The sequence below is a fragment of the Bradyrhizobium sp. HKCCYLRH2060 genome, from assembly GCF_051168135.1.
GTDB lineage: Bacteria > Pseudomonadota > Alphaproteobacteria > Rhizobiales > Xanthobacteraceae > Bradyrhizobium.
Window position 1 is genome coordinate 19,612 of record NZ_JBNPUK010000020.1, and the last position, 26,128, is coordinate 45,739.

Consider the following 26,128-nt stretch of genomic DNA (forward strand, 5'->3'; position numbering starts at 1 on the left):
CCATATGGCAAAAGACACCACCGGCCGCATGCATGTGCAGGTCAAGACCGGAGGCAAGCGAAAGCTGTCCTCGAAACTCTGGCTGGAGCGCCAGCTCAACGATCCCTATGTCATGAAGGCCAAGCGCGACGGCTACCGCTCGCGCGCGGCCTATAAGCTGCTCGAGATCGACGACAAGTATCACTTGCTGAAGCCCGGCATGACGGTGGTCGATCTCGGCGCTGCGCCCGGCGGCTGGAGCCAGATCGCGGCGCGTCGGGTCGGGGCCGAAGCCGGGAAGGGCAAGGTGATCGCGATCGATCTGCTGGAGATGGGCGAGATCCCCGGCGTCACCTTCACCCAGCTCGACTTCCATGCCCAGGATGCGCCGGAAAAGCTCCGCGCGATGCTCGGCGGCCGTGCCGACGTGGTGATGTCCGACATGGCGGCCAACACCACAGGCCACCGCAAGACCGACCAGCTGCGCATCGTCGGTCTCGTCGAACTTGCCGCGCATTTCGCCAGCGAGGTGCTCAAGCCGGGCGGCAGCTTTCTCGCCAAGACGTTCCAGAGCGGCGCCGATGCCGACTTGATGGCGCAGCTCAAGCGCGATTACGCCAGCGTCCGCCACGTCAAGCCGGCGGCGAGCCGGCAGGATTCGTCGGAGCGCTACGTGCTGGCGATGGGTTTCCGCGGCGGAGAGCAGGCCGACCTGTTGTAATGGCGTCATTGCGAGCGGCCCGCGCCGGCGATACAGAGCAGATGCAACACGGTCTCGGGAATCGGCTTGGGCCGACGAGACCCCTTCCGGAGGTCCCCGAATGCGTGTCCTGACCTGCAGCGCTGTCGCGGTCGCTTTGATGGTGGGCTCGGCCATGTCGGGGCCGGCTCATGCCCAGGCCTACGATCCGCGCTATCCCGTGTGCATGAAGGTCTATGAAGGCGGCCGGTTTGGCGGTGGCGAGTGGATCGACTGCAGCTATACGTCGCTGCCGCAGTGCCGCGCGACGGCGTCCGGCCGGGCGGCGATGTGCGACCTCAATCCGTTCTACGCCCCGCCGTCGCCTCCGCCGCGCCGCGCGCATCGGCGGCATCGCTGAAACATGTCATGACGCTGCGGCCGTTGCCGTGCCGCAATCGGACTGAAGATTCGCGACCTCCTCTCCATCGGGCTGACGCCATGCCGCATCGTTTCATCGTCTCGATCGTGATGCTCCTGCTGCTGTTGCCCGCAATCGCGACCGCCGCGCCGTCGCACAAGCGCAAGGCGCACCGCTGGCAGGGCTATGGCTTCCTGCCCGGCTACAAGCAGCCGCCCAACAACAGCCTGCCGCTCTATGCCGACAAGGAGGCGATGCGTAACGGGCCGCCGCGCGGCAGCCGCCGCCACTGGTACATCGACGGCACGCCGAAATACATGCTCTACAACGGCGAGTGGCATTACTTCGGCCAGCCCGGCTTCTATCGCGGCCATTACAACGGCGGCAGCTTCGGCCCGTGCTGGACGCGGACGCCGGTGGGGATGGTCTGGACCTGCGGTTAGGCCGCTCCTCCCGCATCCGTCTCGTTCTCCCGGGGCTGTTGCTGCAACGCAGGCGACGGCGCGAGCAATCCCGTCTGGACAGGGGCCGCATTTCCCGCTGAAATGCCGCTCCTGAGAGGCAAAAGAAACGCGAGCCGTTCGTTCGGCCGACCGTGGAGGACCGCTTTGAATTCGCTCTGTACGCGCCTGTTCGGCGCCGTCGTCGCTTTGACCGTGCTTGCCGGTCCTCCGGCCTTCGCCCAGCAACTCGAGTTGAAGGTGATGGCGCCGGCCGCGCCCGGCGGCGGCTGGGACCAGACCGCGCGGGCCATGCAGCAGGCCTTCGTGGCGTCGGGCGTGGCGCGCAGCGTCCAGGTGACCAACGTCGCCGGCGCCGGCGGCACCGTCGGCATCGCGCAGTTCGTCACCGGCGCCAAGGGCGACGGCAACCAGCTGATGGTCAACGGCTTCGTGATGGTCGGCGCGCTCGCCATGAACAAGTCGCCGGTGACGCTGGAGCAGGTGACGCCGATCGCGCGGCTGACCGAGGAGATCCAGGTCATCGTCGTGCCGGCCAACTCGCCGATCAAGACGGCGCAGGACCTCGCCGCGGCGCTGAAGGCCGATATCGCCAAGGTCACCTTCGCCGGCGGCTCGGCCGGCGGCGTCGATCACGTGATGGCGGCGCTGTTCGCCGGCGCCGTCGGCGCCGACGCCAAGAAGGTCAACTACGTCCCGTTCTCGGGCGGCGGCGAGTCGCTGGCGGCGATCCTCGGCGGCAAGGTCACGGCGGGCATTTCCGGCCTGTCGGAGTATGACGGGCAGATCAAGAGCGGCAAGCTGCGCGCGATCGGCGTGTCCTCGGAGAAGCGCATTCCCGGGGTCGACATCCCGACCTTCAAGGAGCAGGGCATCGACCTCGTGCTCGCGAATTGGCGCTCGGTGGTCGCGCCGCCCGGCATCACGCCGGAGCAGAAGAAGGTGCTCAGCGACGCCGTCGAGAAGATGGTGAAGTCGGATGCCTGGAAGGAGATCCTGAAGCAGAAGGGCTGGGACGACGCCTATCTTCCGGGGGATGCGTTCGCCGACTTCCTGAAAAAGGAGAACGTCCGCGTCACCGACGTGTTGAAGTCGGTCGGCCTCGTCAAATCATGACGACGGAGCGCGCCGGCGCCGAGACACCCGCCTCGGGAGGCGTCGACAAGGCCGGCATCGTCATTGCGGCGCTGCTCGCGGCCGTTGCGCTCGTGCTGGTCTACGACGCCAATCAGATCCCGGCGACCACGATGTACGGCATGGGCCCGCAGGTCATGCCGGTCGTGATCGCGATCGGGCTCGGCATTCTTGCGCTGGCCAATCTGATCGATGCCGTCAGGGGCAACATGCCGCCGCGCGAGAGCTCCGATCCGGTTGCGGTGCTGCTGATCCTCGCCGGCCTTGCGCTCTTGATCGCGATCATCGGCTTCGGCGGCGGCTTCATCCTGGCGACGACGACGCTGTTCGTGACGACGTCGGCCGCGTTCGGCCGGCGCGCCTTCGTCACCGATCTCGTCATCGGCGCCGTGCTGACGACCATGATCTATCTCGCCTTCGACCGTCTCCTCACCCTGAGCCTTCCCGCCGGTCCGCTCGAAAGACTGCTCTGATGGACACCTTTGCCGCGCTCGCGCATGGGATGGCGATCGCCGTCCAGCCCATGAACCTGCTCTATGCGCTGGTCGGCGTGTTCCTCGGCACCGCCGTCGGGGTGCTGCCGGGCATCGGGCCGGCGCTCACGGTCGCCCTGCTGCTGCCGGTCACCTACAAGCTCGATCCCGGCGGTTCGCTGATCATGTTCGCCGGCATCTATTATGGCGGCATGTATGGCGGATCGACCACCGCGATCCTGATCAACACGCCAGGCGAGAGCGCCTCGATGGCGACCGCGCTCGAGGGCAACAAGATGGCCAAGTCCGGCCGCGGCGGCCCGGCGCTGGCGACCTCGGCGATCGGCTCCTTCGTCGCCGGCACCATCGCCACCATCGGTCTCGCCTTCCTGTCGCCTTACCTCGTCGACATCGCCGTGCGCTTCGGTCCGGAGGACTACTTCGCGCTGATGTGCGTCGCCTTCGTCACGGTGTCCGCGACCTTCGGCGATTCACCGATCCGTGGCCTCACCAGCCTGTTCATCGGGCTGACGCTCGGTCTCATCGGCATCGACAAGCTGACGGGGCAGGCGCGGCTCGCCTTCGGCGTGCCGGAACTGCTCGACGGCGTCGAGGTGACGACGTTGGCGGTCGGCCTGTTCGCGGTCGGCGAGGCGCTCTACGTCGCCTCGCGCCGTCACCATAGCGAGGAGAAGATCGAGGCCATCAAGGGCTCGCTGTGGATGACGCGCGAGGACTGGAAGCGGTCGTGGAAGCCGTGGCTGCGCGGCACGCTGTTCGGCTTTCCGATCGGCGCGCTGCCGGCGGGCGGCGCCGAGATTCCCACCTTCCTGTCCTATTCGGCCGAGCGGCGGCTGACCAAATATCCTGACCAGTTCGGCAAGGGCGCGATCGAAGGCGTCGCCGGCCCTGAGGCCGCCAACAACGCCTCGGCCGCGGGCACCCTGGTGCCGCTGCTGACCCTCGGCCTGCCGACCTCGGCGACCGCCGCGATGATGCTCGCGGGCTTCCAGCAATATGGCCTCAATCCGGGACCGCTGCTGTTTGCCGAGCGGCCCGATCTGGTCTGGGGCCTGATCGCGAGCCTGTTCATCGCCAACACGATGCTGCTCGTCCTCAACCTGCCGCTGGTCGGGCTGTGGGTGAAGCTGCTCGCGATCCCGACACCCTGGCTCTATGCTGGCATCCTCGTGTTCGCGACCATGGGCACGATCGCGGCAAAGCCTTCGGTCGTGGAACTGTCGATGCTGGCCGGCTTCGGCGTGCTCGGCTTCCTGATGCGCCGGTTCGATTTCCCGATTGCGCCGGTCGTTGTCGGGCTCATCCTCGGGCCGATCGCCGAGAGCCAGTTGCGGCGGGCGCTCGCGATCAGCCTCGGGGATCCCATGACCCTGCTGCAGTCGCCGATCTCTGCAACGCTTCTGGTGGTTGCGCTGATTGCGCTGATCGCGCCGTTCATCTTGAAGGGACTCGGCCGCTTCAAGGCGAATGAGGATTGAGTGTGGCGCGCAAGCGGAAACCGCACCATCGCACTGCAACATAACGTGACCGGAGGTGAGCGCGGAGATCGGGCGCGGCGTGAAACGATGTGCCCGCGATCCGGTTTTGGGTTGAGCCATCGAGACCGGAGCCTGGAACTCCGGATCAGCTGAGGAAGCGTCTTTCGGGGCGTGTCACCCCAAACCGAAAGAGACCCGATGACCGATCGCTTCGATGACGGTTTCAAGCCAGCCCCCGCGCAACGTCCCGCCGCTCCAAAGACCGCAACCCAGCCGCCGCGCCATCCCGTGATCCTCAGGGTGTCGGCGCTCGGTGTGGCCGGCATCCTTTCGGCGTTGATGCTGACCGCGGTGGTGCCGCCGATCGTGGCCGACCAGTCCGATCGCGCCGTGGTCGATGCGCCGGTGATGCTGCTGACGTCCCCGATCGCGGGCCAGGTCGATTCGCTCACGGCCAAGCCGGGTGGCGAGGTTCGGTCCGGCCACCGCCTCGCAGAGATCACCAATCCGCGGCTCGACCGCACCACGCTCATCTCGCTGGAAGAAAAGGCGGGCGACGCGCGTCAGAAGCTCGATGCCACACGCGCCAAGCATCAGTCTGACGTCGCTTATGTCAGCTCGCTCGATCAGGAGATCGCGAGCCAGGCCGGTCAGTTGAAGGCGCAGTTGCAGTCCCAGATCGAGGAGCTGCGGGCCCGCGTCGCGCAGTCGAACGCGCAGAGCAGCGAGAAGAAGGCCATCGTCGACCGCCAGAACCGCATGGTCGCGCGCGATGCCGCCAGCGTCGAGATGCTGAAGCCGACCGAGCAGCAATATGCGGCGGCGCTGCACGACACCGATGCGCAGACTGCCAAGCTGAACCAGAAGCTGGCGCAGCTGGAGGCGCTCGACGCCGGCGTCTATGTCGGCGAGGATCTGGTCGCGCTGAACATGCTCAGTCAGAAGCGCCGTGACATCGATCTCGATGCAAGGCGGATGGAGATCGAGGAGAAGCAGCAGGCCGCCGTGCTCGAGGATCTCGAGGGCCTGATCAAGTCCGAGCGCGCGCGGCTGGCGCGGCTCGCTGCCGCGGACGTGCTCTCGCCCGGTCCCGGCAAGGTGCTGGCGGTGGGCGCCGACACCGGACGCCACGTCAGCGCCGGCGATACGATCGCCTCGGTGGTCGATTGTGACAAGCGCTTCGTGGTCGCGATCTTCTCCTATCGCCAGGGCGAAGCGATGAAGCCGGGCACCAAGGTGCGCATCGATGGCGGCGGCTTCCATAGCGGCATCGTCAGCGCCGTGCTGCCGAAGACGAGCGACAAGGTCGACGAGCGCTTTGCCGTGCCATTTCCGCAGACCGAGCGGCGCGAGCTCTACGTCATGATCACGCCTGACGCCGCAGACGAAAAGCCGGCAGCGCAGCCGACCTCCGCGGCGACGCCGGCCTGCACGGTGGGGCAGTGGGTCACCGTGACGCGCGACAATGGCATCGTGCCGTCGATGTCGGTGACATGGCGCCGGCTCGGCCACCTCGTTGCGTCGCTGACCGATCTGGACCCGTCTGAGCCGGACGAAGCGACGCGCCGTGCCGGCGTCAGCAAGCTCGACTCCGCCTTGCGGTCGCACCCGGCGCAGCAGCCGGTCTTCGACGAGCAGTGGCTGCCGACAGCGCGCGCGGTCTCGGCACAATGAGGCTTCTCTCCATGGCGATGGCGGTGATCGCTCTGCTCAGCGGCGCATCGCCGATGCGCGCCGAGACGTCGTCGCTCTGTGCGGGACTGATGCAGGCCGTCGAGCCTGGCCTCGCCGGCCGTGACGCGGCGTTCATCCGCAGCTACGAGCCGGGTGCCGACGAGGAGGGGCTGCCGCTCGGCCTTTCGACGACGGCGTTCACCTATGATAACGCCCTGGCCGCCATCGCGCTGGTCGCATGCGGTCGCGTCGACGAGGGCCGCGTGATCGGCAACGCGCTGGTGCATGCCGCCGCTCATGATCGCAGCTTCGGCGATGGCCGCCTGCGTAACGCCTATCGCGCCGGTCCTGTCGGCCCCGGCGCGGCGCTGCTGCCGGGCTGGTGGGACGACCACAAGAAGATCTGGGGCGAGGACGCCGCGCAGGACGGCACCGCGACCGGCAACGTTGCCTGGGCAGCGTTGGCGCTGCTGACGCTGCATCAGGCGACCGGTGAGGAGGACTACCTGTCCGGCGCGCGGCGCCTGATGGACTGGATCATGGCCCACGCAACGAACGGCGCGGACGGCTTTAGCGGCGGTTATCACGGTTACGATCCGCAGCAGGTGCGCCTCAGCTGGATGTCGACCGAGCACAATGCCGATGTCTACGCCGTGGCCTCCTGGCTCTCTCGTATCACATCGGAGCCGCGCTATCGGGATGCCGCGCAGACGGCGCGCCGGCTGCTCGATCGCACGTTCCGCGGCGATCACTTCCTGCTCGGCACCAAGCCCGACGGCCACCTCGCCGACGGCAATCTGCTCGCGCTCGACGTCCAGCTCTGGCCGTGGATGGCGGTGACGGATGCGCCCGACTGGCGCAGGGCGCTGCGCTTTGCCGAAACTCATCTCGCCGTCGACGGCGGCTTCGATTTCAACGGCGATCGCGACGGCGTCTGGGTCGAGGGCACCGCGCAGGCGGCGCTGGCCTATCGCATGGTCGGAGATGCCGCCGCCGGCCAGCGGCTGCTTGCAGGATTGCGTGCCGACCGCACGGCAACGGGATTGCTGAACGCGACGCGCAACGCGCGCCTCACCACGGGGCTGTCGATCGATCCGACGGGCGCCACCACCATCCAGGACTTCTTCTACTACAAGCGTCCGCATCTCGGTGCCACCGCCTGGGCCGTGCTCGCCGAGACCGGCTGGAATCCTTTCACCGGCGCAAGGGTGCCCTGATGTTTCCGCTCCCCAGCAATGACGCCTCGGTGTTGACCACCGATCTCGGAGTCCTGCTCGGGCTCCTCGTGATGGCTCGCCTGCTCGATCCGACGCGCCGGCGCGACCGCCTGCTGTTCGGCGCTACCGCAGCGTCGTTCCTCCTGATCTACACGCTATGGCGCTGGCACGACACGCTGCCGGTGTTCGACCTGACCCTGCAGGCGCTGTGGCCGCGGCTGTTCATCACGCTCGAGATCGTGGCGATCTCCTACACGCTGATGTCGATCCTGATTCTGACCCGCAGCGTCGACCGCTCGGGACAGGCCGACGCCGCGCAGCGCGCGCTGGCGGCACGGGGCGAGCAGCCGGCCGTGGACGTCTTCATCTGCACCTATGACGAGCCCATGGAGATTGTCGAGCGCTCGATCCTGGCCGCGCTCGCGCTCGACCATCCCAACAAGACCGTCTGGGTGCTCGACGACACCCGGCGTGATCGGCTCCGCGCGTTCTGCGACGAGGTCGGCGCGCGCCATCTGACGCGGCCCGACAACAAGGGCGCTAAGGCCGGCAATCTCAACAACGCGCTTGCGGCGACGGCGCAGCTGTCGAACGCGCCGGTGATCCTGGTGCTCGATGCCGACTTCGCCCCGCGCCGTGACTTTCTCCAGCGCACGGTCGGCCTGCTGCTGTCCGAGCCCGATATCGCCGTCGTGCAGACGCCGCAATTCTACTACAACCCCGATCCGATCCAGCACAATCTGCTGTCATCAGGCCATTGGGTCGACGACCAGCGCTTCTTCTTCGACGTGTTCCAGCCGGCCAAGGATGCCTGGGGCTGCGCGTTCTGTGTCGGCACCTCCTTCGTCGTCCGCCGCGAGCGGCTCATGGAGATCGGCGGCTTCCCGCATGCGGCGATCTCCGAGGATCTCAACCTCACCTACACGCTGCTCAAGCGCGGCCATCGCACGGTCTGGCTGAACGAGCCGCTCAGCTTCGGCCTCTCGGCGGAAGGCGTGCCCGAATACATCACCCAGCGCGCCCGCTGGTGCCTCGGCACGATCCAGGTCGCGCTCTTGCGCGATGGCCCGCTGCGCAGCCGCGGCTACAGCTTCACCCAGCGCTGGCACTTCCTGCATGGCGTGCTCAACTGGGCCTGCAAGCCGTTCATGGTGCTGCTTTTGATCGCGCCGCCGATCTACTGGTTCGCCGGGCTGCCGGCGTTCGAGGCCGACTATCTGTCGTTCCTGCGCTACGGCGTGCCGGCGCTGCTCGGGACGATCATCTACATGGGCTGGATCTCGCGTTCCAAGACCCTGCCGCTGTTCATGGAAGCGACCCATGCAGTGACCTGCTTTGCCGTCACTGCCACCTTGCTCAGCGCGCTGGTCCGGCCGTTCGGCCGCCCCTTCAAGGTGACCGACAAGGGCGGCGACCGCTCCAAGCCGCGCGTCCACGGCAAGCTCGCCGCGATTTTCGGCGCGATCGCCGCGAGCTCGGCGGCGGCCATCGTCTGGGCGTTCGTGTCGCCGAATGCAGCCAGCGAGATCTCGTCGATCGACTACTTCAATCTGTTATGGGCCGGCATCGCGATGCTGATCGCCTTCATCGCGTTTCTCGTCTGCTTCGAGCTGCCGCGCGGCGAGGACCTGTTTCCGAGCGACGAGGCGGGCTGGCTGGCGCAGAACGGCGAGGTCGTGCCGTGCAAGATCGAGGCGCTGTCTCTGTCGTCGGCACGCGTGGCCCGGTCGCGCGGCCGCGGAACGATGCGGCCAGGGGCGCTGCTGCCGGTGCATCTCGACGGCCTCGGATGGATCGAGGCCTCGGTGAGCGATGTTTCCAGGACGACGATGCACCTCCGCATGCACCCGACCGAGGCGCAGCGGCGCCAGTTGGTCGTCCGCCTGTTCAGCTCCTCTTGCGGCGTCATCACCGGCCGCGCCCGCCTGCGCGGGGCCCTCGCAGGGTTGGCGCGCCGCGGCTTCGTCGGTCGCTGACGTTCCGGATCCAGCGGTAGGGTGGGCAAAGCAGCCGCCGCAGGCGGCAGCGTACCCACCGGCCGGGCGGGATGGCGAGCGTCTCCACCTCGTGCCTGGCTTCGGTCGCGATCCCCGGCGGAGGTGCAGCCATCCGGCAGAGGCTTATCGGTTGGTTAAGACTAACGCGAGAATACCCCCGATGTCCTTGCAGCCGCCGACGGCGTTGCAAAGCCGGCTGCGATATGACTTGGGGCGCGCTGACTTCGCAGCATCGCGGACTGGACGCGGGCTGCGCGACAGAAGCAGGACATGTCGGGCATGGACGCTGGAACGCAGAGGGCAACGGCTGACACCGCGCGCACGGCGTGGATCGATTTCGCGCGTGGCCTTGGCGTCATCCTGGTGGTGTACGGTCATGTGCTTGGCGGTCTCGTGCGCCCGGGCATCTTCCCGGATGGAGCCGTCGCGCGCTGGATGGACTACACGCTCTATACGTTCCACATGCCGCTGTTCTTCTTCCTGGCCGGCTTGAACGTGCAGCACAGCTTGCGGCGCGGCGCGCGTTCCTTCCTCACCTCCAAGCTCTGGACCATCGCCTATCCCTACGTGCTGTGGTCGTTGATCCAAGGCGGGATCACGATGCTGCTGGCGCGGGATGCCAACATCCCGATCTATCCCGGAGATCTCGCCGCGATCTGGTATCGTCCGATCGCACAGTTCTGGTTCCTCTACGCGCTGATGATCTGCCATGTGTTCGCGGTGCTGGTTCCGTCGCGGACGGTTTTGATCACGCTCGCGCTGGCCGGGCTCGGCGTGTTCCTCGCGCTGCCGATCCGGCCTGACCTCGCACTCACCCTGCATCATCTGCCGTTCTACGTTGCGGGCATCTACGGCACCCGCGTGGTGGCGGAATGGCGGCCGTTCGGCTGGTCCTCTCCGGTCGTGATCGGGATTGCGTTTGCGGCCGCAGTGGCGCTGGGCGGCCAGCTGTCCGGCATGGACGCCAACGGGCTCGCCTCCCTGCCGGCCTGTGTGCTCGGGATCGCCGGCACGGTCGGGCTCTGCAAGCTGCTCGCGCCGACGCGCCATCGCTGGCTTGCGGCCGCGGGCGTCGCGTCGATGACGATCTATGTGCTGCACATCCTTGCCGGCTCGGGCGTGCGGATCATCATGCTGAAGCTGCACATCCCGCCATTGCCATGGGTCTACCTGCTGGCCGGAACGGTGGCCGGCGTGGTGCTTCCTCTGATCGCGCATGCCATCCTGCGGCGGCTCAATCTGCTGGCCGTCTTCGGGCTCGCACCACTGGCCTCCCGCAAGCCGCAGACTGCGGCGATCACGCCGCGCGTTGCAACGTCCGATCAGGCGCCGGCCTGATGCTGCCGCGCGGCGACGGTGCGCCGTGCTGCGCCGGCCGACTGGTCGAGCGGACAGGCCATGGCGACGAGCATCCAGAACAGCGTCGAGACCTCACCGGACGAGATGCTGGTCAGCGGCAGCTGAACCAAGAGCGCACTGATGGCGAGCGCCCCGAGCACGGCGCCCTCGCGCGTCGGCATCCGCCACGCGGCTCCGGTGGCGGCGAGCCCGACCCAGACATAGGCCGCGAGGCAGATCAGTCCGACAGGAATGCCCATCGTCACCCAGCTTGCGATGATCTGCCCGTCGATCGGCATCGCGCCCGCGACGCCGACGTCGGTGATGGTGAAGCCCGATCCCAGGACCATGCTGTTCGGCGCATTCCACAGCGTGACGAACTCATCCAGCCGCTCGCTGCCGCTGCTGTCCTGCGACACGCTGCCGAGCGATTCCAGACGGGAGGTGATGACCTCCGCGAACGGCGTGAACATGACGGTGACGATCACCGCGCCGACCAGTCCGACCGTGATCGATACGGCGCGACGCCGCGTCGCGGGGAGCAGCATGCAGAACAGCACGCCCACCGCGAGCGTGATCCAGCTGGTACGATAGAGCGACAGCAAAAGGCCGAGTGCTGCGGGCGCCATCGCCGCCATCGACAGCCATCCCGGGCGCAGGAAGCCCACCAGCAGCAGGCCGGTGGCCGTGAAGGTCGCGTAGCTGGCGGGGCCGTTCATCGTGCTGAACACGCGGACCATGTAGGGCAGCGGATAGCCGGCCGAGGTGATGCTGGCATTCACCATCCAGAACCGATCCCAGCCTTGCGGATCGACATATTGCCAGATGCCGTAGAGGCCGGTGACCGGCAGCACCAGCAGGAAGACACGCGTGATTGCATCGAGCAGGGCGCCGTCGGATCGCGACCGCTGCTGCAGGGCGATCGCATAGAGCACGGGCGCGGCCCATTTCATTCCGCCATTGGCGGCGTTAAACCAGTCGTTCTGGAATATCGACAGCACGCCGCCATAGACGATGCAGGCGAGGACGATGAAGGGCGCCACGAGCCATGGATTGCCCGGCCTGTCCTTGTCCGAGGGCGAGAGCACCAGACTCGGAACTGGCGCGATGATGAACAGCAGCGGGCCGCTCAGCATGATGCCGGACGAATCGAATCCCGCGGAGATGTCGACCAGGCGGCGCACGAAAGGAGCGAAGGCGAACATCAGGATCGCCGACTGCACGTGGGCTGCGGGGCTGCGACGCCACGCGAACCAGCCGGCGACCGCGCAGCCGAGCACGAAAGCCGGCCTGACGATGCCGCCGAGTGCGGGCACGGCGAGCGCCGTCGCTGCCAGGAGAAGCGCGGACGGCCAACAGTTCATCGCCATCGCCGCAAGCGGCTGCGGGTCGATTCGGCTCTCTTTCATGAAGTCGGACTATAATGGAAAACCCGGGCTCCCGACGCACGTTCGAACGAGACCGTGCCGGCGCGCATGGCTGGGACAGCCGCATGGCCGGGAAAGTCAGAGGCCCGGCGCCTGGGGCGGCCGTCAACCGAGGCGACGAAAGAAATGATCCGAGCATGATGCGACGCGTAATCGTGGCCACGCTTGTCGCCGCGTGGTTGGCCGTCTCGTTGACTGCGACGGCAGGAGCCGCGGAGGTGCTGCCGCCCCGCGACGTCTGCCAGCCGACCACCTCGGCCAAATCGCACGACGGCAATTGCGTTCCCTGCGCCGTCGGACCCGTCTCGACCGCCCCAGGCTTCCTGACACTGCTGGAGCAGGTGCGCACGCGGCGCGCCGCCTTTGCCGACATCGACCGTCGTATCGATGGCGCCAGCGGAGATCCGGAGGTGCAGACCCTGCTGCAGGGACGCAACCTGGCCCGTGCGCTGTACGGTTCTGACGCGGATTTCATCGCGGGCGGCAGCGCCTCGCGCTGTCTCCTGCCGGACAACGAGGCGGTGCGCGCCAGGGCGACGCCGATTGCCTGCGACGCCATTCCGCGCGAGGGGCTGGTGGTGCTTCTGACCGCGGGCCAATCGAACATCTCCAACACCGGCGCGCCCGATCAGAGCGGCCGGCTCTATCAGCCGCACAACCGGTTCTACAATTTCGACCGCTTCGACGGCCGCTGCTACGTGGCGCGCAATCCCTTGCTGGGAACGCCGGGCGAGGGCGAGAACGTCGCCACGCGGCTGGGCGACGAATTGATCGATCGCGGACTGGCGAAGACGGTCGTGATCGCCCCCGTTGCGATCGGCGGGACTTATCTCGAGGAGTGGCGGGCCCGCGGCGGCAAGTATTTCGAGGTGCTGCTCGCGACCATCGCCGGCCTGCGCGAGGCCAATCTCGAGCCGAGCGCGGTGCTCTGGCATCAGGGCGAGTCCAACGCCTTCGCCTTCTCGACCAATGGCGCGGAGGACGGCACGCAATTGCAGGTCACCGCGAAGATGAAGGAGGCGGGACGGCTGTCCTACTTGCGGAACGATCTCGAGATCGTGGCCGGGCTGCGCGCGGCCGACGTGACCGCGCCGATCTTCGTCGCCACGGCGACGCTCTGCGGCAGCGTTCCCGACGAGATCATCCGGTCGGCGCAGGCCGCCGTGCCGAACCCTGCGACCGGCGTCTATCCGGGGCCGGACACCGACCAGATCGGCCTTCCGCTGCGCCACGACCGCTGCCACATGAGCCACGCCGGCACCGAGCTTCACGCGCGGATGTGGGCCGATCGCCTCGCCGAATTCTGGAAGTCCGGCGGGCGGAGACATTGAGTGGAGAGCAGCCGCTACCCCAGCCGCTGATCCCGCGCATCCTGCGTGGTCTCGCTCGCCGACTTCCTGGCGGCCTTCTCCGCGCCCTTCTCGGCGCCCTTGCGACTGGCGATCGCCGCGACCTTGCGGCCCGAGATCTCGCTGCCGGCGTCATCCGGCATCTGCCAGAACAGGATCGACGACAGCGCCGAGGTGATGGCGACGACGATGAAGGCGGGCGCGAAGGACGCCGCGGTGAGCTGGCTCGCGCCGTGCATCCACATCGTGGTCTCCACCGAGAACGCGCCGACCGCGACGCCCGCGGAGATCGCGAGCTGCTGGTTGACGCTGGTGAGCGTCGTGGCGCGGCTCATCTGGGCGGTCTCGACCTCGGCATAGGCGACGGTGTTGATCGCGGTGAACTGCAGCGAGCGGAAGAAGCCGCCGACGACGAGAATGATCAGGATCAGCAGCAGCGGCGTCGCCGGCGTGAACAGCGCGCAGGCGGCGAGGAAGACCGAGCTGACGACGGCATTGACCGTCATCAGATGGCGGAAGCCGAAGGCGCGGATGAGCCGCGCGGCCAGCGCCTTCATGCCCATCGCGCCGGCGGAGGAGCCGAAGGTAACGAGGCCGGACTGGAACGGCGACAGGCCGAAGCCGAGCTGCATCAAGAGTGGCAGCAGGAAGGGCAGGGCGCCGATGCCCAGGCGAAACATGAAGCCGCCGACGATCGAGGCGCGCAGGGTCGGCAGCCGCAGCAGCGAGAAATCGAGCACAGGAGAGTTGGTTCGCCAGGAGTGGCGGACGTAGAGCGTCATCGAGATCGCGCCGATCGCAACGAGACTCGCGACCACCGACCACGGCAGCAGGTTGAGACCGGCGACCGAGAGGCCGAAGGCGAGACCGGAGAGGCCGATGCCCGCCAGCACCATGCCAGTAAGGTCGAACGGCTCGGGATTGTCGCTCTTGATCGGATCGATGAAGCGCAGCGCCATGATGATGCCGACGATGCCGATCGGGATGTTGATCAGGAAGATCCAGTGCCAGGAGAAATAGGTGGTGATGAAGCCGCCGACCGGCGGCCCGATCACCGGGCCGATCAGCGCGGGGATCGTGACCCAGGCCATCGCGCCGACCAGCGCGCTCTTGTCGACGGAGCGCAACAGGACAAGACGTCCGACCGGCGTCATCATCGCGCCGCCCATGCCCTGCAGGATGCGCGCGAACACGAAGTTCTCGACGGAGTTGGCGAGCGCACAGCCGATCGAGCCGATCATGAACACGGCGACCGCGCTGGAGAACACCCGCCGCGCGCCAAACCGGTCGGCGGTCCAGCCGCTCGCCGGGATGAACACCGCCAGCGACAGCAGATACGATGTGATGGCGAGCTTCAGCGTCAGCGGGCTGGTGCCGATGTCCCTGGCGATCGCCGGCAGCGAGGTCGCGATCACCGTGGAGTCCATGTTCTCCATGAACAGGGCGGTGGCGACGATCAGCGGAATGATTCGTTGCTTGTTCATCGAATCCTGGGAGGGGAAGGCGGGGCCGGCGCGGCGGCTTTAACACCCTGCGACGAACGGGGCCATTGCGCTGCCGGCATGGCCCCCCAAATGCAGCGCGACGCTGTCGCGTCCTATGGTTTGGGAGATGTGCCGATGATCTACCTGCTCGCCGCCCTGGTGCCGCCGCTGGGTCTGCTGCTCAACGGGCAGCCGTTGGCGGCCATCTTCAACCTGCTGCTGTGCGTGGTCTGCCTGGTGCTCGGCCTGTTCTTCCACGTGCTGCTGCTGGTGCCCTCGGCGCACGCCCTGATCGCCGTCCGCATGCGGCGCGAGGATCGGCGGCACCGCGAGGTGGTCGACGCCATCCGCCGCTATGGACCGCCGCCCGGCGCCTGGCGCTAGAGCCGCGGAACTTCTGCCCCGGAATCGCGGCTTTCGCGACCGTTTATTGCGTCTCCGGGCCATATCAGGGGCCGATCCGCGCCGTCATTCGCAATCGCGGGAGGACGGCGGATCGGCCCTTTGATTCGTCACAGGCCCATGCTATCGACCCGCGTCAACCCCACCGATGGGCTCCGATTCGACGGCGAGGCATGGTCTCGACGGCGGCGCCGCTCATCCGTAACCGCATCGCGGCCGTTCGGCCGCAGACAAGGAGTTGACGATGGCGACCGTCCAGACACTTCGCGAAGCCTTCACCTTCGACGACGTGCTCCTGAAGCCGGGCCTCTCCGATGTGCTGCCCTCCGAGGTCGACATCCGTTCGCGCGTGACGCGCGAGATCCCGCTCAACATTCCGATCATGGCCTCCGCCATGGATACCGTCACCGAGGCGCGTATGGCGATCGCCATGGCGCAGGCCGGCGGTGTCGGGGTGATCCACCGCAACTTCGATCCCGAGGGTCAGGCCGCGCAGGTGCGCCAGGTCAAGAAGTTCGAATCCGGCATGGTGGTCAACCCGCTGACGATCTCGCCCGAGGCGACGCTGGCCGACGCGCTGGCGCTGATGAAGGACTACGGCTTCTCCGGCATTCCGGTCGTCACCGGCGGCGGCAAGGGCATCCCCGGCAAGCTGGTCGGCATCCTGACCAATCGCGACGTCCGCTTCGCCACCGATCCGCGGCAGAAGATCTCCGAGCTGATGACGCATGAGAACCTCGTCACCGTGCGCGAGGGCGTCGGCCAGGACGAGGCCAAGAAGATCCTGCACAAGCACCGCATCGAGAAGCTGCTCGTCGTCGACGACCAGTACCGCTGCGTCGGCCTGATCACCGTGAAGGACATGGAGAAGGCGGTCGCGCATCCGCTCGCGTGCAAGGACGCGCAGGGCCGCTTGCGCGTCGCCGCGGCGACGACCGTGGGCGAGGGCGGCTTCGAGCGCACCGAGAAGCTGATCGAGGCCGGCGTCGACCTCGTCGTGGTCGACACCGCGCACGGCCATTCCTCGCGCGTGCTGGAAGCCGTCAACCGCATCAAGCGCATCTCCAACGCCGTGCAGGTGATCGCCGGCAACATCGCCACCCGCGACGGCGCGCAGGCGCTGATCGACGCCGGCGCCGACGCCGTCAAGGTCGGCATCGGCCCGGGCTCGATCTGCACCACCCGCATCGTGGCGGGCGTCGGCGTGCCGCAGCTCACCGCGATCATGGATGCGGTGGAAGCCGCCAAGAAGGCCGACGTGCCGGTCATCGCCGACGGCGGCATCAAGTTCTCGGGCGATCTCGCCAAGGCGCTCGCCGCCGGCGCCGATGTCGCCATGGTCGGCTCGCTGCTCGCCGGCACCGACGAGACGCCCGGCGAGGTGTTCCTGTGGCAGGGCCGCTCCTACAAGGCCTATCGCGGCATGGGCTCGGTCGGCGCGATGGCGCGCGGCTCGGCCGACCGCTACTTCCAGCAGGACATCAAGGACACCTTGAAGCTCGTGCCGGAGGGCATCGAGGGCCAGGTGCCGTACAAGGGCCCGGTCGGCAACGTCATGCACCAGCTCGCCGGCGGCCTGCGCGCGGCGATGGGCTATGTCGGCGCCAAGGATCTCGCCGAATTCCACGGCAAGGCCGAGTTCGTCCGCATCACCGGCGCGGGCTTGCGCGAAAGCCACGTCCACGACGTGACGATCACCCGCGAGAGCCCGAACTATCCGGGCGGGGTGTAAACAACCACCGCTCTCTCCGTCATTGCGAGGAGCGAAGCGACGACTTGTCCGCCATAGCCCGAAGGGCGACGGCGGAAGCAATCCAGGGGTTGCGCGCGCGGCCCTGGATTGCTTCGCTTCGCTCGCAATGACGGCTCCCGTGGGGTCGGCGCCGAACGCCACATCAACAAACAAGAGGAAACACCATGTCCCAAGCCAAGCGCATCGTGCTCGCGTCCCGTCCCGTCGGCGAGCCCAAGCCGTCTGATTTCCGCCTCGAGGAGCACACCATCCCGACTCCCGGCGCCGGCGAGGTGCTGTTGCGCACGATCTGGCTGTCGCTCGATCCCTACATGCGCGGGCGCATGAGCGACGGGCCGTCTTACGCCCAGCCGGTGCCGGTCGGCGGCGTGATGGAGGCGGGGACCGTGTGCGAGGTGGCGGCCTCCAACAATCCCGGCTTCAAGGCCGGCGACATCGTGCTGGCGCGCGCCGGCTGGCAGACGCATGCGGTCTCCGACGGCAAGGGTCTTGCGAAGATCGACCCGAGCCTCGCGCCGATCTCGACCGCCGTCGGCGTGCTCGGCATGCCCGGCATGACCGCCTACACGGGCCTGCTCGACATCGGCCAGCCCAAGCCGGGCGAGACCGTGGTGGTCGCCGCCGCCTCCGGCGCGGTCGGCTCGGCGGTCGGACAGATCGCCAGGATCAAGGGCGCCCGCGCCATCGGCATCGCCGGCGGCAAGGACAAGTGCGACTACGTGAAATCCGAGTTCGGCTTCGACGACTGTCTCGACCATCGCGACCCCGATCTCGCCGCCAAGCTGAAGGAAGCCTGTCCGAAGGGTATCGACGTCTATTTCGAGAATGTCGGCGGGGCGGTGTTCGAGGCGGTGTTCCCGCTGTTCAACGCCTTCGCGCGCATGCCGGTCTGCGGCCTGATCGCCCATTACAACGATACCCAGTCGGTGGCGCCGAAATGGGCCGGCGCGCTGATGCGCAACGTCCTGACCAAGCGGCTCCTGATCCGCGGCTTCATCGTCTCCGACTTCGCCTCCCGCCATGGCGACTTCCTCAAGGACATGTCGGCCTGGGTCCGCGACGGCAAGGTCAAGTACAAGGAGCACGTCACCGAGGGCCTGGAGAACGCGCCCGCGGCGTTCATGGGCCTGCTCAAGGGCGCCAATTTCGGCAAGCAGCTGGTACGGGTCGGGCCGGACAAGGCCTGAAGCCACACTTGATGTGATTCTTCAGCGCGACCGTAAAATCACGGGAACCACAGCCCCTTATCGGGAGTCCTGAGGGAACCGGTTCATCCACGAGGGCCCGGCATCATGCCGGGCCTTCACTTTTCCCAAGGGGGGATTGTCGATGTCGCTGCCCATGGTGCTGCTGCCCGTTTTCGTCGAGGTTGCACTGACCTTCGCGCTGCTGTTCTGGAATAAGAGGAAGGCGCAAGCCACGGATGCCGCCGATGAATTCGGCCTGCCGACTTTGTTCTATGCCCTGATCGCGCTTGCGCTGCCGCTGCGCCATGCCGATCTGGTGATCGTGCTGCTGTCCTGGGTGTTCGTCGTCACCCGCTTCGTCAATGCCGGCTTTATCAGTGGGGCAGACAAGCGCGGGCTGGCCTGGACCGCCTCGGCGCTGGTGCTGCTGGCGATGTGGCTGTATTTCGCCCTGAAGATGCTTCTCCTGATCTGAGACTGGATACTGAATGACCCCCGCCGCCCGGCTGTCCGCCGCCATCGACATCATCGAATCCATCGAGTCCCAGCGGGCGCCGGCGGCGAAGGCCTTGAAGGATTGGGGCACCAGCCACCGCTTCGCCGGCTCCGGCGACCGAGCCGCCATTGCCGGCCTGGTCTGGGACGTGCTGCGCCGCCGCGCCTCCAGCGCCTATGTCATGGAGGACGACACCGCGCGGGCGCGGGTGCTCGGCATGCTCAAGCTCGAGCGCGGCCTGGATGTGCCGACCATCGCCGCGATGTGCGACGGCAGCCGCTTCGCGCCGCCGCCGCTCACCGCCGCCGAGGAGAAGGCGCTGGCCGCGCGCACGACCGAGGGCGCGCCGCCGCCGGTCGCCGGCGACTATCCCGACTGGCTCGACCCGTATCTCGCCGCCGTGTTCGGCGACGACCGCGTCGCCGAGGCCACGGCGATGGCCAGCCGCGCGCCGCTCGATTTGCGCGTCAACACGCTGAGAGCGAAGCGCGAGAAGGTGCAGGCCTCGCTGAAGCATCTCGGCGCTCAGCCGACGCCGTGGTCGCCGCTCGGCCTGCGCATCACGCTCGGGGCCGACGCGCGCAATCCCGGAATCCATGCCGAGGAGGATTTCATCAAGGGCGCGATCGAGGTCCAGGACGAGGGCTCGCAGCTCGCGGCGCTGTTCACCGCCGCCAAGCCCGGCGAGCAGGTCATCGACCTCTGCGCCGGCGCCGGCGGCAAGACCTTGGCTCTGGCGGCGATGATGCAGGGCAAGGGCCGGCTGATCGCCACCGACGCCGACAAGCGCCAGCTCGCGCCGATCCACGAGCGGCTGTCGCGCGCCGGCGTCCACAACGCCGAGATCCGCACCCCGAAGGGCGACGCCGACCCGCTCGCCGACATCAAGGCGTCGGCCGATCTGGTGGTGATCGACGCCCCCTGCACGGGCACCGGCACCTGGCGCCGCAACCCCGACGCCAAATGGCGCATGCGCCCCGGCGCCCTGGAGATCCGCCTCAAGGACCAGGCCGAAGTGCTCGACCGCGCCGCCCGTCTGGTCAAGCCCGGCGGCCGCATCGGCTACATCACCTGCTCGGTGCTGCAGCCGGAGAACGGCGACCAGGTGCGGGCGTTCGTGGCGCGGCATCCGGAATTTGCGGTCCAGCCGCCGGAGCAAACCGCTACCGTTCTCTGGGACAAGGCCGAAGCCTTCGCCGAAGCCGCCCTGCAGACCCCCGAAGGCTGGCTGATGACCCCCCGCCGCACCGGCACGGACGGGTTCTTCGTGTCGGTGCTGCGCCGCTCCGCCTGACGCGGGCTGCCCATGACTGAGCCCTCTCCCCTTGTGGGAGAGGGCATGCAGGACAGCTCGGCAGATTCGGTCGGGTGAGGGGTATGCCTCCGCGAGCACTGTTCGCCGAGAGATACCCCTCACCCAACCGCGTGCGTGGATGGGCCGGTGATGCCCTCTCCCACAAGGGGAGAGGGCGCTGCATCGGGCAGCCCTGCAAAGCGTGTCGGTGAAACGGTTGCACGGCGCGGTGAATCCCCCGCTGCCAAGGGTTGCGAGTCCCCCCGCAGCGGCGTAATTCCTTGCCATGACAGCCCCAGCCAACAACACCCCGACCACCGCCGCCGCCGACACCTCGGTGGCCGCGCTCCATGACAAGATCCTGATCGTCGATTTCGGCAGCCAGGTCACGCAGCTGATCGCGCGCCGGGTGCGCGAGGACGGCGTGTATTGCGAGATCGTGCCGTTCCAGAAGGCGGAGGCCGCCTTCCGGCAGATGAACCCGAAGGCCGTGATCCTCTCCGGCGGCCCCGAATCCGTCCACGAAGAAGGCTCGCCGCGCGCCCCGCAGCTGATCTTCGATTCCGGCGTCCCGGTGATGGGCATCTGCTACGGCCAGATGACGATGGCCGCCCAGCTCGGCGGCACCGTCGAGGGCGGCCACCACCGCGAGTTCGGCCGCGCCGACGTCGAGGTCAAGACCAACAGCCTGCTGTTCGACGGCGTCTGGCAGCCGGGCGAGCAGCACCAGGTGTGGATGAGCCATGGCGACCGCATCACGCAGATGCCGCCGGGCTTCTCGGTCGCCGGCGTCTCGCCGAACGCGCCCTTCGCCGTGATCCAGGACGAGGCGCGCAAGTACTACGGCCTGATGTTCCACCCCGAGGTGGTGCACACGCCCGACGGCGCCAAGCTGATCCGCAACTTCGTCCGCAACATCGCCGGCCTCGGCGGCGACTGGACCATGCACGCCTTCCGCGAGGAGGAGATCAAGAAGATCCGCGCGCAAGTGGGCCAGGGCAAGGTGATCTGCGGCCTCTCCGGCGGCGTCGATTCTGCCGTCGCCGCAGTGCTGATCCACGAAGCGATCGGCGACCAGCTCACCTGCGTGTTCGTCGATCACGGCCTGCTGCGCTTGAACGAGGCCGAGACCGTCGTCGATCTGTTCCGGCACCACTACAACATCCCGCTGGTGCATGTGGACGCCTCAAAGCTCTTCCTCGGCGAGCTCGCTGGCGTCACCGATCCGGAAGCGAAGCGCAAGACTATCGGCAAGCTCTTCATCGACGTGTTCGAGGCGGAGGCCAAGAAGATCGGCGGCGCCGATTTCCTGGCGCAAGGCACGCTCTATCCCGACGTGATCGAGAGCGTCTCCTTCACCGGCGGCCCCTCGGTGACGATCAAGTCGCATCACAATGTCGGCGGCCTGCCGGCCCGCATGAACATGAAGCTGGTCGAGCCGTTGCGCGAGCTGTTCAAGGATGAGGTCCGCGTGCTCGGCCGCGAGCTCGGTCTTCCCGATGTGTTCGTCGGCCGCCACCCGTTCCCGGGCCCGGGCCTCGCCATCCGCTGCCCCGGCGAGATCACGACAGACAAGCTCGACATCCTGCGCAAGGCCGACGCCATCTACATCGACGAGATCCGCAAGGCCGGCCTCTACGACACCATCTGGCAGGCCTTCGCCGTGCTGCTCCCCGTCAAGACCGTCGGCGTCATGGGCGACGGCCGCACCTACGACTACGTCGTGGGCTTGCGCGCCGTCACCTCAACGGATGGCATGACCGCGGATTTCTATCCGTTCGATATGAAGTTCTTAGGCAATACCGCGACGCGCATCATCAACGAGGTGAAGGGCGTGAACCGCGTGGTGTATGATGTGACCAGCAAGCCGCCGGGGACAATTGAGTGGGAGTGAGGCATACGCAAGTCGTCAAGCATTATTCATTTGCATATCGAAGTTAGCTTTTAACCGAAGCGTGGGCCTAGGCCTTTCCCATGAATCAAATAAAGCTTGAGCATTTTAAGCGAGCTGTCGCAGACATAAGTGCGCACGGCGATAACGATACGCTCCCATTTGACGTAGATAATCGATTCATCACCGAACGTCAGGATGATCTGGCAAAGCTGGCGTTTGAGTGGAGCAAGAGGGTTGCCAAGGTCGACAAGAAGACCGCTAAGCGATTGATAGAGGAGCTGCCGGTCTTTTCTGAAAGATTGCTCGTGCCCACCGGCGCCGCCGGATTTCGGATTACTACAAAAATCCATCCGTTTTGGAACATCTATTTCAACGGTTTAGGTATTGCCATTGCTGAGGCTGTCGAGCCTAACCGCAGTAGCCGTGCACACTCTTACAGATATACTGCTAGCGGAAGCAGCCTATTTGATCGCGACGCTTCGTGGCGCTCCTTTCGAGAGGTGGCAATAGCAGACTGCGAGAAAATGCCCGGTTCAGCCGTTGTCGTGCAGACGGACATATCAAGCTTCTACGAACATGTTTCGCACCACCGAATTGAGAATCTAATCGACGATCTCTTTGGTCAGGACTCGAACCTGGCCGTCCAGGTTGACCGTTTTCTCAGCAAGTTCGCTGCCGGAAGATCCTTCGGTTTGCCTGTTGGAGGGCAGTGCTCGAGAATACTCGCCGAACTGCTGATGACCTCAATCGACAGCACTCTTTCCGTGGAGAACATAGTCTGGCGGCGGTATGTTGATGACTTCGTGTTGGTGACGGCCAATCAATCGGAAGCATATCGCGCTCTCTCTATTTTATCTCACGCGCTTGCTGATTATGGATTAACACTAAATCGTACAAAGACGATCATTATAACGGCGAAGCATTACATTGACTACGTTAGAGCGCAGCTTGGTACCTCGGAAGATAAGGCCAATAAGCTCGCAGAAATTGACCTGCAGTTTGATCCCTATTCTGATACGCCAGAGAGCGACTACGACGAACTAAAGGAAATCGTTGAAGGACTAGACATCCAGGCGCTCCTGAATAGCGAGCTTCGCAAAGCGCAGCCGGACACCTTTTTGGTCACCCAGATTGGACGAACGTTGAGGCTGCATGATCCCGCCGCGGCCTTCCAGCTTTGCAAGACCTTGCTGTCTTCGAGAAATCTTCACGCATTTCGTGCGTCTTGGTCTACGATTATGAGAGGTGTTTCGTCAGTTTGTGCCGACCCACGCTTCGCGCCAATTCATGCAGGGCTAGACCAATTGCTAGACGCGATTCCTGCTCATTCTTCGCATTTGTTGCGCGCTGAAGTTAGCTGTCTCCATTATTTACGCACGCTTCGCTTTCGCCGCACTTTGGATAGAGCTGCGTTTGTCCAGAAGGTTCATTCCACAACCTCGTCCGAAACCGTAAAGCGCGCGTGCTTTGACTGCTGGCGCCTTTGGAAGGATCGAACGGCTTTTACAAGACAGCGGAACAAGTGGAGTTCCCTGAGCGCTGAGGAGCAGCGTATGCTCTGGCTCTCTGCAGCTCAGTTCGGAGATGAGGGATTCAAGTTTCGAGATCAAGTGAGGAAGAGCATAGTCAACGAATGGCGCCTTGGCATCGAGCGTGGGAGTGAACCGACGTTTGCCAATACATACTCCGAATGGACGGAGGGCGATGTTGATGCGTCTACCACTCAGTGATCCTCGGACAATTGCTAGAGAGATTCCTGGTCTGTTCGACGCGCTCTTCCCGCAGCTTGCTCAGGGCGTTGTTGCTGGTCTGAATCGTCGAGCAGTATCGTTGGATGATTGCCTTGAGGTTCCGCAAGAATTGGTTGATGCGACAAAAATTCAGCGTGCGATGCTTTTTGAAGTGGCTGTAGCTGCGGCTGAGCAGTTGATTGAAGGAAGCCAAGCTGTTGATTGGGGTGGGTGTCTACTTACTGCAGTGGCTCGCCAGAGAGAGCATTTCGATGCGAAGCTTCCCGAAGAGCTGTCTGCTGTAGAAAAGGAAGTATCGTTGAAGGTTGCTGAGAACCTTGTCGCTATTTTAAAACATGTCAGATTATCCAGTGGAGGTTTTGATCTTGTGCGTGCACCCGCTATTCCAGGGTATCAGTGGGTGGCGTCGGGTGTCGGGGATTTTTCGGTCGGAAGTGCGTTGATTGAAGTTAAATGTACTAACAAGCGCTTCTCAGCTTCCGACTATCGACAAATCTTAACGTATTGGCTTCTCAGCTACTGCGCTGCGCTTGAATCTGGGGCAGTCGAATGGACTTTGGGATTTCTAGTGAATCCTCGTCTGAATCTAATCGTGCGATTTTCGTTTGATGAGATAATATCGATAGTCGCTGCAGGTAAATCTAAGATTGATTTGGTCGAACTATTCTCGAGTTTGCTTGAGGACCGGGCTGTTATTACTTCGGCGTGAAGACGCGTTCTGCGAGGCGGCGTCAGTGACCTGCTGGTATCTGCCAGACGCGCGCTCCTCACCACGAGGATTGAGGCTGTCTCTCTACAATCCTTCAATCTTGTCGCTGTGGTCGGTCGGCTTAATGATCATTTACCCGACGGGCTATCCGCGCACACCTCGCATGCACCAACTGCCCGTCGTGCCAGTTTGTCGCGGACTCGTCTCTTGCCACGTCGGGCAAATCACCTCCACATTCTCGCTCATCCCGGCTCGCTGAAGAGGGACGTTTCGCGATCGTCATGAAGCGTCGAGCCGGAGAGGCGACGGGCGCGTTGCTCTGCAGCCGGGTGTCAAAAGCCCGTGCCGACGAACGGAGCGAGGCGACGGCGAAGTGGCGTGGTCCTGGTCTCCCGACGCTGAGACCAAGCCGGTGGTCATGATGATCCGCTGGTGACGGGGGCAAGACAGCCGGTCCCCGGGGAGAGCGCCTATAACCCGCAAAACCGTCGCGCAGGGAAGGCCGGATATTGGGCTGAACCTGTGGTTCTGCCGCGTGCTTGTTTGCTGCACGCGGACCGCGGGTATCAGCCGATACCCGGTCTTCCCTGCGCCTCTTCTTCACAAGGAGAGGTCCAACTCGGAGAGACCTCGGGCGCAGATCGCCGCGAGATCGCGACGCCGTGCCTGCTGTTCCGCGCGCGGAGAGATGTGGCGGTGACGATGTCCGGCACCCACCAGAACGCCTCGATCTGCCGAAGGCCGCTACATCTTCTCCTTCAGGCCGCGAGACAGCAGCCACCAATTGGCCGGATACGACGTCACGAAGCCGAACAGCATGGCGATCTGCATCATGAACCAGAACTCGGGGCAGTCGACCTCCAATCGCGTGCCGAGCACATGCCGGAAAAGATAGAAGTTGGCGAACGCCATGAAGCCGTACATGCCGACCTGCCACGAGGTGATCGAGATCGTGTCGGCCTTGACGGCTGCAATGAGCCCCTGGCCGAGCGAAAGGCCGCGCATCGGCGCAATCGTGAAGTACTGAAACAGAATGCCAAATCCGTAGGCGAGCAGGAAGTCGAGGATCCACACCGCGAACATCTTCTCCGAAAAGATGCTCGTCCAGCCGAACGCGACGGCGATGGCGGGAAAACCGAACGCCAGCCATTCCGCGACGATGTCGCCGAGCGTGCATCCGCTGCCGCAGTGAAGCGAGCCGTTGGCGACCATGATGGCGAACGGAGTTTGCCGCTTGTTCGGCGGCTGCGCGTCATGGCTCTTGGCAACTCGCATCTTCTCCTGGGTGGCAAGCCGCCCGTAGGAGAAGTACTGCCAGACGACCCAGATGCTTCCGAACAGCGCGGTCGTCGGCCATACCACGTCCATGATCCACATCTGCTGCGGATGCCGGATGACGTCGATCGCAATGACGAGGGCGCAAAGCACGCCCAGGGCCAACGAGACCAGCGAAAGGATATGAAGCCAATCAGGGACCACGGGAGCATCCATGGGATGTTATCGACCTTGA

At 65.6% G+C, this 26,128-nt stretch carries 22 protein-coding genes; 19 read left to right on the plus strand and 3 right to left on the minus strand.

Annotated elements, in window-relative coordinates; translation table 11 throughout:
* Nucleotides 1–4: 4 nt before the first annotated feature.
* The 10 genes from ACQR10_RS28870 to ACQR10_RS28915 all read left to right on the plus strand — a co-directional run bounded on the left by ACQR10_RS28870 (nt 5) and on the right by ACQR10_RS28915 (nt 10,872).
* Complete coding sequence (locus tag ACQR10_RS28870) at nt 5–700, plus strand: RlmE family RNA methyltransferase (protein WP_316182643.1); 696 nt, start codon at nt 5–7, stop codon at nt 698–700.
* A 100-nt stretch (nt 701–800) separates the two neighbouring features.
* Nucleotides 801–1,079: a DUF3551 domain-containing protein gene (locus ACQR10_RS28875; protein ID WP_316216327.1), complete on the plus strand. Its 279-nt coding sequence runs from the start codon at nt 801–803 to the stop codon at nt 1,077–1,079.
* 80 nt (nt 1,080–1,159) lie between these two features.
* The gene (locus ACQR10_RS28880) at nt 1,160–1,522 is read left to right on the plus strand and encodes a hypothetical protein (RefSeq protein ID WP_316216328.1); all 363 of its coding nucleotides are present in this window, start codon (nt 1,160–1,162) and stop codon (nt 1,520–1,522) included.
* Between the two features lie 165 nt (nt 1,523–1,687).
* Complete coding sequence (locus tag ACQR10_RS28885) at nt 1,688–2,656, plus strand: Bug family tripartite tricarboxylate transporter substrate binding protein (RefSeq protein ID WP_316216329.1); 969 nt, start codon at nt 1,688–1,690, stop codon at nt 2,654–2,656.
* Complete coding sequence (locus ACQR10_RS28890; protein ID WP_316216330.1) at nt 2,653–3,147, plus strand: tripartite tricarboxylate transporter TctB family protein; 495 nt, start codon at nt 2,653–2,655, stop codon at nt 3,145–3,147. The genes ACQR10_RS28885 and ACQR10_RS28890 overlap by 4 nt, the downstream gene beginning before the upstream one ends.
* Nucleotides 3,147–4,646: a tripartite tricarboxylate transporter permease gene (locus ACQR10_RS28895; RefSeq protein WP_315805044.1), complete on the plus strand. Its 1,500-nt coding sequence runs from the start codon at nt 3,147–3,149 to the stop codon at nt 4,644–4,646. The genes ACQR10_RS28890 and ACQR10_RS28895 overlap by 1 nt, the downstream gene beginning before the upstream one ends.
* Before the next feature lie 198 nt (nt 4,647–4,844).
* Nucleotides 4,845–6,320, plus strand: coding sequence for an HlyD family secretion protein (locus ACQR10_RS28900; RefSeq protein WP_316216331.1), 1,476 nt, complete (start codon nt 4,845–4,847; stop codon nt 6,318–6,320).
* A complete protein-coding gene (locus ACQR10_RS28905) occupies nt 6,317–7,537 on the plus strand; it encodes a hypothetical protein (RefSeq protein WP_316216332.1) in 1,221 nt (406 codons plus the stop codon). Before ACQR10_RS28900 ends, ACQR10_RS28905 begins: the two co-directional genes overlap by 4 nt.
* Entirely contained in the window at nt 7,537–9,513 is a 1,977-nt protein-coding gene (locus tag ACQR10_RS28910; RefSeq protein ID WP_316182655.1) for a glycosyltransferase family 2 protein, read from the plus strand. The genes ACQR10_RS28905 and ACQR10_RS28910 overlap by 1 nt, the downstream gene beginning before the upstream one ends.
* A 300-nt stretch (nt 9,514–9,813) precedes the next feature.
* On the plus strand, nt 9,814–10,872 hold the full coding sequence (locus ACQR10_RS28915; protein ID WP_316216333.1) for an acyltransferase family protein: 1,059 nt from the start codon (nt 9,814–9,816) through the stop codon (nt 10,870–10,872).
* On the opposite strand, the gene ACQR10_RS28920 is transcribed toward ACQR10_RS28915, so the two are convergent.
* Nucleotides 10,857–12,236 (minus strand): O-antigen ligase family protein, encoded by a 1,380-nt coding sequence (locus tag ACQR10_RS28920; protein ID WP_316216334.1) that lies wholly within the window; start codon nt 12,234–12,236, stop codon nt 10,857–10,859. The genes ACQR10_RS28915 and ACQR10_RS28920 overlap by 16 nt on opposite strands.
* Nucleotides 12,237–12,436: 200 nt before the next feature.
* Between ACQR10_RS28920 and ACQR10_RS28925 the strand changes: the two genes are divergently transcribed.
* A complete protein-coding gene (locus ACQR10_RS28925) occupies nt 12,437–13,630 on the plus strand; it encodes a sialate O-acetylesterase (RefSeq protein ID WP_316216335.1) in 1,194 nt (397 codons plus the stop codon).
* A gap of 14 nt (nt 13,631–13,644) precedes the next feature.
* On the opposite strand, the gene ACQR10_RS28930 is transcribed toward ACQR10_RS28925, so the two are convergent.
* Nucleotides 13,645–15,132: an MDR family MFS transporter gene (locus ACQR10_RS28930; RefSeq protein ID WP_434912156.1), complete on the minus strand. Its 1,488-nt coding sequence runs from the start codon at nt 15,130–15,132 to the stop codon at nt 13,645–13,647.
* 135 nt (nt 15,133–15,267) lie between these two features.
* On the opposite strand from ACQR10_RS28930, the gene ACQR10_RS28935 reads away from it, so the two are divergent.
* The 8 genes from ACQR10_RS28935 (at nt 15,268) to ACQR10_RS28970 (ending at nt 24,618) form a co-directional block, all read left to right on the plus strand.
* Nucleotides 15,268–15,516 (plus strand): hypothetical protein, encoded by a 249-nt coding sequence (locus ACQR10_RS28935; RefSeq protein WP_434912157.1) that lies wholly within the window; start codon nt 15,268–15,270, stop codon nt 15,514–15,516.
* Between the two features lie 262 nt (nt 15,517–15,778).
* Nucleotides 15,779–17,266 carry an IMP dehydrogenase gene (gene guaB / locus ACQR10_RS28940; RefSeq protein WP_316182664.1) on the plus strand — a complete coding sequence of 496 codons (1,488 nt, stop codon included), beginning with the start codon at nt 15,779–15,781 and terminating at the stop codon, nt 17,264–17,266.
* 185 nt (nt 17,267–17,451) lie between these two features.
* Entirely contained in the window at nt 17,452–18,474 is a 1,023-nt protein-coding gene (locus ACQR10_RS28945) for an NADP-dependent oxidoreductase (RefSeq protein WP_434893954.1), read from the plus strand.
* A 142-nt stretch (nt 18,475–18,616) separates the two neighbouring features.
* Nucleotides 18,617–18,949, plus strand: a complete 333-nt coding sequence (locus ACQR10_RS28950; RefSeq protein ID WP_316216338.1) for an MAPEG family protein — start codon at nt 18,617–18,619, stop codon at nt 18,947–18,949.
* Between the two features lie 13 nt (nt 18,950–18,962).
* Nucleotides 18,963–20,264, plus strand: coding sequence for an RsmB/NOP family class I SAM-dependent RNA methyltransferase (locus ACQR10_RS28955; RefSeq protein WP_434912158.1), 1,302 nt, complete (start codon nt 18,963–18,965; stop codon nt 20,262–20,264).
* 286 nt (nt 20,265–20,550) lie between these two features.
* On the plus strand, nt 20,551–22,158 hold the full coding sequence (guaA, locus tag ACQR10_RS28960; RefSeq protein WP_316216340.1) for a glutamine-hydrolyzing GMP synthase: 1,608 nt from the start codon (nt 20,551–20,553) through the stop codon (nt 22,156–22,158).
* An 80-nt stretch (nt 22,159–22,238) separates the two neighbouring features.
* Nucleotides 22,239–23,888, plus strand: coding sequence for an RNA-directed DNA polymerase (locus tag ACQR10_RS28965; RefSeq protein ID WP_316216341.1), 1,650 nt, complete (start codon nt 22,239–22,241; stop codon nt 23,886–23,888).
* Nucleotides 23,863–24,618, plus strand: coding sequence for a hypothetical protein (locus ACQR10_RS28970; protein WP_316216342.1), 756 nt, complete (start codon nt 23,863–23,865; stop codon nt 24,616–24,618). Before ACQR10_RS28965 ends, ACQR10_RS28970 begins: the two co-directional genes overlap by 26 nt.
* A 744-nt stretch (nt 24,619–25,362) precedes the next feature.
* On the opposite strand, the gene ACQR10_RS28975 is transcribed toward ACQR10_RS28970, so the two are convergent.
* Nucleotides 25,363–26,109, minus strand: coding sequence for a DUF4396 domain-containing protein (locus tag ACQR10_RS28975; protein ID WP_316216343.1), 747 nt, complete (start codon nt 26,107–26,109; stop codon nt 25,363–25,365).
* Nucleotides 26,110–26,128: the final 19 nt, after the last annotated feature.